The sequence below is a fragment of the Candidatus Limnocylindria bacterium genome (assembly GCA_036523395.1).
Classification (GTDB): domain Bacteria; phylum Chloroflexota; class Limnocylindria; order P2-11E; family P2-11E; genus CF-39.
This window is the reverse complement of the sequence record DATDEH010000060.1, coordinates 53,176-62,530: the sequence shown is the minus strand read 5'-3', so window position 1 is coordinate 62,530 and position 9,355 is coordinate 53,176. Positions and strand designations below refer to the sequence as shown.

General features: G+C 66.5%; 11 protein-coding genes. 4 read left to right on the top strand and 7 right to left on the bottom strand.

Features of this window, described 5'->3' with window-relative positions:
* Together VI056_08500 and VI056_08495 are read right to left on the bottom strand one after the other, a co-directional pair.
* Nucleotides 1–458 (bottom strand): SRPBCC family protein (locus tag VI056_08500; protein HEY6203071.1); only part of this gene is annotated, 458 nt, incomplete at its 3' end.
* A complete protein-coding gene (locus tag VI056_08495) occupies nucleotides 455–835 on the bottom strand; it encodes a metalloregulator ArsR/SmtB family transcription factor (protein HEY6203070.1) in 381 nt (126 codons plus the stop codon). The genes VI056_08495 and VI056_08500, both read right to left, overlap by 4 nt.
* A 129-nt stretch (nucleotides 836–964) precedes the next feature.
* Between VI056_08495 and VI056_08490 the strand changes: the two genes are divergently transcribed.
* Both VI056_08490 and VI056_08485 read left to right on the top strand, forming a co-directional pair.
* A complete protein-coding gene (locus VI056_08490; GenBank protein HEY6203069.1) occupies nucleotides 965–2,545 on the top strand; it encodes a glycosyltransferase family 39 protein in 1,581 nt (526 codons plus the stop codon).
* On the top strand, nucleotides 2,545–2,916 hold the full coding sequence (locus VI056_08485; GenBank protein ID HEY6203068.1) for a DUF1801 domain-containing protein: 372 nt from the start codon (nucleotides 2,545–2,547) through the stop codon (nucleotides 2,914–2,916). The genes VI056_08490 and VI056_08485 overlap by 1 nt, the downstream gene beginning before the upstream one ends.
* Nucleotides 2,917–2,929: 13 nt before the next feature.
* Here the strand turns inward: VI056_08485 and VI056_08480 are convergent, their stop codons facing one another.
* A complete protein-coding gene (locus VI056_08480; GenBank protein ID HEY6203067.1) occupies nucleotides 2,930–3,346 on the bottom strand; it encodes a DUF1801 domain-containing protein in 417 nt (138 codons plus the stop codon).
* A gap of 10 nt (nucleotides 3,347–3,356) precedes the next feature.
* Nucleotides 3,357–4,733, bottom strand: a complete 1,377-nt coding sequence (locus tag VI056_08475; protein ID HEY6203066.1) for an FAD-binding oxidoreductase — start codon at nucleotides 4,731–4,733, stop codon at nucleotides 3,357–3,359.
* Between the two features lie 128 nt (nucleotides 4,734–4,861).
* Here VI056_08475 and VI056_08470 point away from each other — a divergent pair, with 128 nt between their 5' ends.
* On the top strand, nucleotides 4,862–6,028 hold the full coding sequence (locus tag VI056_08470) for a hypothetical protein (protein HEY6203065.1): 1,167 nt from the start codon (nucleotides 4,862–4,864) through the stop codon (nucleotides 6,026–6,028).
* Here VI056_08470 and serS read toward each other — a convergent pair.
* Nucleotides 6,025–7,287: a serine--tRNA ligase gene (serS, locus tag VI056_08465; GenBank protein ID HEY6203064.1), complete on the bottom strand. Its 1,263-nt coding sequence runs from the start codon at nucleotides 7,285–7,287 to the stop codon at nucleotides 6,025–6,027. The two genes, VI056_08470 and serS, sit on opposite strands and share 4 nt — an antisense overlap.
* Between serS and VI056_08460 the strand changes: the two genes are divergently transcribed.
* Complete coding sequence (locus tag VI056_08460; protein ID HEY6203063.1) at nucleotides 7,286–8,563, top strand: glycosyltransferase family 4 protein; 1,278 nt, start codon at nucleotides 7,286–7,288, stop codon at nucleotides 8,561–8,563. The two genes, serS and VI056_08460, sit on opposite strands and share 2 nt — an antisense overlap.
* Here the strand turns inward: VI056_08460 and VI056_08455 are convergent.
* Both VI056_08455 and VI056_08450 read right to left on the bottom strand, forming a co-directional pair.
* Nucleotides 8,560–8,973: a hypothetical protein gene (locus VI056_08455; protein ID HEY6203062.1), complete on the bottom strand. Its 414-nt coding sequence runs from the start codon at nucleotides 8,971–8,973 to the stop codon at nucleotides 8,560–8,562. The genes VI056_08460 and VI056_08455 overlap by 4 nt on opposite strands.
* Nucleotides 8,974–8,991: 18 nt before the next feature.
* Nucleotides 8,992–9,333 (bottom strand): class I SAM-dependent methyltransferase, encoded by a 342-nt coding sequence (locus VI056_08450; GenBank protein HEY6203061.1) that lies wholly within the window; start codon nucleotides 9,331–9,333, stop codon nucleotides 8,992–8,994.
* Nucleotides 9,334–9,355 lie beyond the last annotated feature (22 nt).

The following is a 9,355-nucleotide window of genomic DNA, read 5'->3' as shown; positions in this document are numbered from 1 at the left end:
GCCAACTTGTCGTAGCCCTCGGCCACACCGGTCGCCATGCCGGACTTGATGACCGCGTCGCGGACCTCACGCGACACGTAACGCACGGTCGTGGTGACGGTGGTCTTGCCGTCTTTCTCGACCAGGACCATCGTGTCGACGGCTTCGCCCTCGTACCACGGCTCGTCGAACTTTTCGGTGCTGACGAGGCGTACCGGTGGGACGACCTCGCGATACGCGCCGCCCATACCCATCGTCATGTCCGGGCTACGCCACACGAAGCGGTACTTGCCCCCCACCCTCAGATCGACCTCGCAGACCTCCATCGTCCAGCCGGCGCGCACCCCGAGCCAACGCTTGATGAGCTCGGGCTTGGTCCACGCATCGAAGACCAGCCTTGCGGGAGCGTCGAAGACGCGCGTCATCGCGATCGCCCGATCTGACGGCGTGGTTATCTCCAGCAGTCCGATACTCGTCACTTCTTGCCTCCCTTTCGCTTCTTGCCTCCGCGTTTCGCCTCGCGCTTTGCCTCGCTCGTCTTGAGCTCCTCGAGCAGAACGTCCAGACGCTGGAAGTTGCCCTCCCACACCTCGCGGTAGCGCTCCAGCCAACCCGTTGCTACGGCCAGCGCCTCGCCCTCGATCCGGCGCGGGCGTCGCTGCGCTTCACGGCCGCCCGAGATCAGGCCCGCGCGCTCCAGGACCTTGAGGTGCTTCGAGATCGCCGGCTGACTCATCGCGAACGGCTTCGCCAGCTCGGTGACCGACGCCTCGCCCGAGGCCAGGCGCGCCAGGATCGCGCGCCGCGTGGGGTCGGCGAGTGCTGAGAATGTCGCGTCGAGGGGATCGGCTCTCATCGGTCTGTTCGTGGTTCTTTCATAACCTACTAGTTATATACAGCGCCAGGCCCCAGACGTCAAGCCCCGCGGGACGTTCGGTTGCACCATCAATCGAGCACCGATGTGTCACTAGACTCGACGCCGTCGATGCGGCTGCGAGAGCGAGCCCTGGTCACGATCGCGCTCGCGGGCCTGTCGGCCAGCGCGCTTTGGTTCGATCGCAGCATCCAGTTCTTCATCGGCCGCGATTCGAGCCTGTTCCTGTACGTCGCTCAGCGCATCCAAGACGGTGGCCTCCCTTATCGCGACGTGTGGGACCACAAGCCACCACTCATCTATTACTTTGGGTTGATCGGACTCGCGCTCGGCGATCACGGCATCACCGGCGTCACTGTCGTCGAGTTCGTGACGATGCTGTTCGCCGCGGTCGTCGGCTTCTGGGCCCTCTATCGAACGCTCGGGCTGCTGCCGGCGCTCTTCGGATCGATCGCCTGGATCACCGCGGTCCCACTCATCCTCGATGGTGGCAACCGGCCCGAGGAGTACGCATGGCCGTTCCAGTTCAGTGCGATCGCGCTCTTCCTCTGGGAGAAGCGCGCCGGCCCATCGCGATGGCGCTGGTTCGCCATCGGCATCGCGGCCGGCTTCGCAGGACTCTTGAAGCCAACGATCATCGGCGTCTGGGCAGCGATCTATCTGGCGGAGGCGGTGCGCGCGTCGCAGCTCCGCTCAGTGAGATCGCTCGTCCCGCCCGTGGTGCTCGGAACGCTGGGTGGCCTCGCGGTCGTGCTTCCCATCGGCCTCTACTTCGTCGCGACCGGAGTATTCGACGATTTCGTGGATCAGGTGCTCGGTTTCAACGTCGAGTACTCGAGCGCGACCCTCTCCGAACACATGCAGGCGCTGCTCGAGGGCATCGGGTTCACCTCGTTCTCGGGCTTGTTCCCGATCGCGTTCGCGGGATGGGTCGCCGCGCTCGTCAAGCTCGTGCGCGGCACCGCGCCGCCCAACGCGCGGCCGCTCCTTCTGTTCGGTGTGTTCGCGCTGCCCCTCGATTACGCGCTCGCGAGCGGGACGGGCCGTCCGTATCGCGAGTACTTCCTGGGTTGCCTCCCCACCCTGGGCGTCCTCGCCGCGATCGCGACGAGCGCGGTGCGACCCGCGCTGGAGGGGGCGTCAGCACGCTTAAGAGTGCCCGCCCGAACCGCCGTCATCGGCACCTTCGTGCTCGTCGCCATCCTCTCCGCGAGCGCGATCCCGACCCTTGCGGGATTCCGACGCGGGCTCGGACCGAACGTTCAGGAGCGCACACGGCCGATAGCTACGACGTACGTCATCGAGCACACGTCCAGCACCGATCATGTTCTCTTCTGGGGTGGTGAGGGCGGGCTGAACTTCACGACCGGACGGCGCGCGCCCACTCGTTACGCGTACCAATACGCGCTGTACATGCGTAACTACCAGAGCCCGGCGAAGGTGGACGAGCTGCTGACGGCGCTTCAGGGCGATCCTCCCGCGCTGATCGTCGACGCCTCGCCAGCGACCATCGACGTTCCGCCGCTCGATCGCGCGGCGCGCGCAGGTTGGACGCTTCTCGAGCCCAAGTACGCCATCCTTCCCGAGATGGAACGGCTCTTCTCGTGGATCGAGGCGAGCTACGTGCGCGTGGACGACGTGGGCTATCTGCGCTGGCCGATCTACGCGCCGCGAAAAGCCGTCACGCCGTAGTGAAGAAGCCTGACGCGCCGACCAAGACCGTCGACCAGTACCTGGCCACACTGCCGAAGGACAAGCGCGACGCGCTCGCGAAGCTCCGGGCCGCGATCAAAGCGGCGGCACCCGGTGCGACTGAGGGCATCAGCTATCAGGTGCCGGTGTTCAAGCTCGACGGCAAGCCGCTCGTGGGCTTCGGCGCCGCGACCGCGCACTGCACGTTCTTCCTCATGAGCACGTCGGACGCGATGCGCGCGCGCCTGGCCGCCCTCAAGGGCTACAAGCTGGGCGGCGGCTCGATCCAGTTCCCCGCGGACAAGGCTCTGCCCGCCAGTCTCGTAAGGACGCTCGTGAAAGCCCGGATCGCCGAGAACAAGAAGGCGTAGCCGCGGACGCCTCTCAGGGATTGACTGCTGCGGCCGCCTTGAGCCAGCGCGTGATGGTCCTGGCATCGATGTCTCCGGCGCTCCGCACCTTCAGGAGGCGGTTCGTCTTACCGCCTTCGAGCTTCTTGCCGGGGTCCGCGAGCACGCTTGGCGACACGAAGAAGTTGATCGCCACGTGATCCTTGAACGCCGCGAGCGCGCACAGGTTCCTGCCATTCCGTTGGTAGACAGGCACGCCCCATTTGATCGTCGGGGTGGCGTCGGGCACACCTTGTACCACCAGCGCGCGGAGCTTCTCGAGGAGCGCGCGCTTGTCCGCTGGCTGCTCCGCGAAGTAACCGGAGACGGTAGGTTCCGACCCGCTCTTCCCTGGCGATTTCGCCACGATCTTCTTGGTCGAGGTCTTCTTCGCGGTCCGTTTCGCCGGCATCTTCAGCTCCTCATCGCTTTGACTGTCCCTCGCTCGGCGGGATGTTCTGATTGAGGCGGAACAGGTTGGTCGGGTCGTACCGAGTCTTGATCGCCCTGAGCCTGTCCCAGGTCGAGCCAGGGTACGCGGCCCGGACCCGCGCGGCGCCCTCGTCGGCGAGGAAGTTGACATACGCGCCCGTGTCGCCCTGTCGCAGCGCCGCCGCGAACTCGCTGACCCACGGCGCGTGCATCGCCATCTCTTCTGGCCGCTCGCAGATCGCGGCGCAGTTCACCATGATCCGCGACCGGCGATGCGCGAATGCGGTGGCCTCCACCGGTACGCGCGCCATCGCGCCGCCGAGCATCCGCAGCTGAGCGACACGCATCGGCGCGGTCGACGCGCTGAGATGCTCGAGGATCACGTCCGCGACGCCACGGTCCACTTTGTCGATGAACATCGTGCGACTCGTCGCGAGCGGGTGGTAATTCTCGTCATCCGGCGGGTACATCTCCGGGTACCGGCCGGGCTTGACCATGTCGACGATCGGCGTGGCCAGCGCGCGGAACGGCGCGACCGCACGCTCCCCCGCCTCAGCTACGCCGGCAAAGCAGAGCATCGCGAAGATCACGAGCTTGCCATGATGCTCCGCCGGCACGAACGGCATCGGCGGCGCGGGCATCACGTTCGCGATCGTGGTCAGCTCCTCGGGCGCCTCCTCCGACAACGCGATGAACGATGCGATGACGTCTGCTGTCGCGGGCAGCATCATCATGCCGCCGACGATCGCGCCGACGGGACGCAGCCGGTACTGGAAGCGAGTCGCGACGCCGAAGTTCCCGCCGCCGCCGCGGATCGCCCAGAACAGGTCAGGCTCGGACTCCGCGTTGACGTGGCGGAGTTCACCATCTGCGGTGACGATGTCGGCCGCGAGGAGATCGTCGATCGTGAGCCCGTACTTGCGCACCAGGTAGCCGACTCCGCCGCCGAGCGTGATCCCACCGATGCCGACCGAGCCCGTGTCCCCGAATCCGACCGCGAGTCCGTGCTCGTCCGCGGCTTTGCTGAACTCCGCCGCTGTGAGGCCAGTCTCGGCCGACGCCGTGCGCCGCTGCGCGTCGATCTTCAGCGCTCGCATGTCCGCGAGATCGAGCACGATGCCGTCGTCGACGAGGCTATGCGCGGCGCCGCTGTGCCCACCGCTGCGCACGGCGAGCGGCATCCCGGTGTCGCGCGCGAGCGCGATAACGCGCGAAACATCGCCGTTGTTGGCGACGCGGATGATGACCGCGGGACGGCGGTCGACCCCGCCGAGGAAGACCGTGCGCGCCTTGTCGTAGTTGGCGTCGCCTGGACGGATGACCTGCCCGGTCACGTCAGAGAGATCAGCAAGCGTCTGCGCACTCATGACTTCTTCCTCCCCGAGAGCGTCGCGAGGTGCTTGTCGAGGTTGTCGAGGATCTGACCATATCCGGTCCGGCCACGACGCCGTCAAACCGCTGGCTGCTTTCAAGCGAGGGTTAGCCTGAATTACCGGTGTCCCGTCAAAGGTCTCTTCCGCTGCGGCTCACGGTGGCGCTCGCCGCGCTCGTCGTTGGCTGCGCCGCGCCGACGACACCCGACGCCAGTCCCGGCGCTGCTACGTCCTCGCCCGGGGCGGTGGCGACCCCGGGGACCACGCCGCCACCGCTGAGCATCGCTGAGGTGAAGTACGGAGCGCTGTCCGTTCGCACCGCGCCAGGCGTGCGCTGCAACGCGTTCCTGCAGATCGCAGGCGGCTATTACGGGGACGTTCCACCGGGTTCGCTTCCAGAGCAAAGCGCCGGCCCGGACGGCCTGGTCAGTTGGACGTATCCGACGCCGCGCGTCCCGGCCGGCACCGGTGCCTACACCGCTAGTTGCCAGAACTCGACGGCGACCGAGACGAAGTCGGGCATCTTCACGATCCCCACACATCCGATCGCCGCGACATCGCTCAACGTTCGCGTCACGACCGAGGTCCCGCCACGCGAGCAGTTCGATCCAGACCCATCGCTTGTCCCGCTGCGCGACTCGTCATTCGCCAAGATCAAGGAAACGCTCGCGACCGAATGGAAGTCAGCCACACGCGGACTCGGCTCCCTGCGGATCGATGACACATCGGCGGACATCACGATGTATGTCGTCGCATCGCGCGGTACGTCGGTCCATCGCAGTAACGCCTCGGACGACTCGCAGGACATCGTGATCTACGTGTCGGACCAGCTGCTCGGTCGTCGGACCGTCGAGAACAACGTCGCGGTCGCGCTTCACGAGCTCGGTCACATCTGGTGCTGTCACGGGCCTGAGGCCAACGACACCGGGCACTGGGTGACGAAACAGGCAAGTCCCGGTCTCTACGGCGTCGACAAGTACGGGCTGATGACAGACCCCGTCACCTGCGTGAGCTTCGGCGCGGTGCTGAGCTGCCCGAATCGCTTCAGCGACCGTGAGATGGTCGCGCTCGGCTTCACAAACTTCCCGCCGCCGACGCCGGATCCATGCATCACGCAGGTCCTGTCGATCCAATCGCAGCTCAATTCCCTCGGTGCGCAGATCACCGCCATCGAATCGCAGTACCCACGTGGGATCCCGAGCGCGATCTACGACAACTACGTAGCAATGGTCAACCAGTACAACTCGCTCGTGAGCCGCCGGAACGCCCTGCCCTGCGACCCGGCCTAGAGCGCGAATTCCCCTGGCTTGATGCACTCGCGCCCGCGCATGTAGGGCCGTACGGCCTTCGGGATCACGAGCGACCCATCCTGCTGCTGATAGTTCTCCATGATCGAGATCATCAAGCGGGGCAGCGCGACGCCCGATGCGTTGAGGATGTGCGGGTGCTCAGGGCGTGAGGTCGCGTCGCGCTTGAACCTGATCTCACCACGGTCCGCCTGGAGCGAGCCGCCGTCACTCGTTGACGAGACCTCGAGCCACTCTCCAACACCGGGTCCCCACGTCTCGACGTCGTAGCCCTTCATCGCGGTGAAACCGAGATCGCCGGCGCAGCGCTCGACGACGCGCACGGGCAACTCCAGCTTCTCGATGACTTCGACGGCGAGCTGCGTGAGACGATCGAGCTCCTTCGGCGAGTCTTCGGGCAACGTGAAGCACACCATCTCGACCTTGTCGAATTGATGACCACGCTTGATGCCGCGCACATCACGACCGGCGCTCATCTTCTCGCGGCGAAAGCAGGCGGTGTATGCCACGTACCGCAGCGGCAGCTTCTCGAGCGGGATCGTTTCATCGCGATGCTGTGAGACGAGCTGCGGCTCCGCCGTCGGGATGAGCCACACGTCATCGTCGTCGTCCCGATAAAGGTTCTCATCGAAGTGCGGGAGGTGCGCCGATGCGATGAGCGTCTCTTTGCGTGTCACGAACGGCGGATAGATCTCTGTGAAGCCGGCATCGACCTTGAGGTCGATCATCCACGTTATGAGCGCGCGCTGGAGCGCCGCGCCCGCGCCGCGCAGGTTGTAGAAACGCGAACCCGCGAGCTTCGCCCCGCGCGGGATGTCGAGGATCCCCAGGGACTCGCCGAGCTCCCAGTGAGGCTTCGCGGGAAAGGCCAGAACGCGCTTGGGGTCCTCGCGCACGACGCGGTTGTCGTGCTCATCTTTCCCCGGAGGCACGTCGGGCGCGACGTCGTTCGGGATCCAAAGCGCCAGCTCGTCGCGCTCCTTCTCGAGCGGGCCGAGCTTCGCGTCGATGTCCTTTATCTGCTCTCCCACCTCGCGCATGCGTGCCTTGACCGCATCGCTCGGCGGCCCGCCCTTGCTTCCTTTGTTCCGCTCCGCCTGGAGCAGCTCCTTCTTGGCGCGCAGCTCGCGGCTCTGCTTGTCGAGCTCCAGGATCCGATCGAGCGGAGCGTCGAAATGACGGGCCGCGAGCATCGCGCGCACGCCATGGGGGTCCTCGCGGACGCGCTGGAGGCGGTTCATGAGCGTGTCATTATCGGCGTTCATGTTCCATGTCGTACTCGTCGCATTCGAAGGTCCGGACCGCTATTCGTTCGTTGGCGGTCTCGCGACGCGGATGATCGACCTGTCCGGAGCGCTGCTCGACCGCGGACACCGCGTGCATCACCTCTTCGTCGGCGACCCGTCGCTCCCGACGCGAGAGGAGAGCGACGAGGGACGCCTGGTGCTCGAGCGCTGGGGCCAGTGGATCAGTCGCTACCACCCAAAGGACGTCTATGACGGCGAGGAGGGCAAATACCTGGACTTCTCGCGCACGGTGCCGCCGCATCTTGCGGGAGAGGTCATCCCTGCGGCCGCGGCTCGCGGTGAGCGCAGCGTCGTGCTGTTCGAGGACTGGCAGACCGCCACGGCGGCGATCAACACCTCCACGCTGCTGTCGCTGCGCAGCGACCGCTCCGCTGCGCTGTTCTGGAACGCCAACAACACCTACGGCTTCGGCCGCATCGACTTTCCGTTGCTGCGCCGTGCCGCGTCGATCACGACGATCTCGCGCTACATGCGCATGGAGCTCGCGAAGGTCGACGTCGAGGCGGCCGTTCTGCCGAATGGGATCGCGGAGCGCTACCTGAAGCCGCTCCCGCCGAGCGACGTGACCGGCATGCGCAAGGCATTCGGCGACCGGCCCACGTTCGTGAAGGTCGCCAGGTTCGACGTCGACAAGCGCTGGCTCTGGGCGATCGACGCGATCGCCACGATGCGCGACGCCGGGATGCGGCCGCGCTTCGTGATGCGTGGCAGTCGCAGCCCCTACGCCGACATCGTCGGCGATCGCATCTTCGGACGCGGGCTCAACGTCGAGCGGCTCGCGCTCGCGCCGACCGCGACGTCACGCGACCTCGCCACGGCGATAGCGAACACCAGCGCGGAAGTCGTGTTCCTCGACTTCTTCATCGACGAGAAGGCGCTGCGGACGCTCTACGCGTCGGCCGACGGCGTGCTGGCGAACTCGGAGAAGGAGCCCTTCGGCCTCGTCGGGCTCGAGGTGATGGCGTCGGGCGGCATCGCCTACCTCGGCCGTACCGGAGAGGACTACGCGGTGCCGTTCGGGAACGCGATCGTCGTGCAGAGCGACGATCCGCGCGAGCTTCTCACGTCCCAGCTGATGCTCCGCGAGCGCCCGGAGCTCGGACGGTCCATCCGGACCGAAGGACGCGCGACGGCCAAGCGATTCGCGTGGCCGCGCATTCTCGAGGGATACGAATCCGCATGGGAGACGGCGTTCGCGCTGACGAGCTAGATCCGCTCGAAGAGCTCGTAGCGCACGGCACGCCTGATCGCCCACGGGTCTTCTTCCCACTTTCGTCGCTTCGGGGCATCGACCATCCAGCGCACGCGATGGACGAACCGCGCGTGGTCGCCGAGATAGCGCTGCATCGACGGCCGGTCTTCGAACAGGACGCGGTGCCAGAAGCGACCGGCGCGCCGCGACCGGAACCATAGGTTTTCGACTGCCGTTGCGACCGCTCGGTCGGACGTGCGGTCGTTGACCAGCTCCTCACGCGCGGTCGCGATCACACCGCCGGCCCGGTATTTGCCCTTCCCGACCTCGTGCTCCGCGTAGGCGAGGACGCGCGAATCAGGGCGCGCGTCGACGAGGATGCCGCGCGGTCGGAGGATCCGATGAGCTTCCTTCAGGGCATCGACCATGCCCCCTCGTGGGACGCATCAGAGCGTCCACGAGAGGATCGCCACATCGAAGTGCCCGTCCGCGAAGGGGAGCTCCTGCGCAACGCCGACCCTGAACTGCGCGTTCGCAACACCGAGCTCGCGCGCCTTGACGCGCGCGAGACGGATCGCGTCGGGGTCCGGATCGACTCCAACGACCTCCGACGCGTGCGGCGCGCACCCGAGCGCCATGCGACCGTCGCCGCAGCCGATATCGATCACGCGCTTGCCGCGGACCAGGCCGATCCCGCCGTATTCTCGGAGCTCGTGCTGCGGCGGGGGCCGTAGCAGCGACGAGATGGCGGGCAGGAGCCGGCCGACCGCGCTCGTGCTTGTTGCCATGACGACCGCGACGATATAGGAG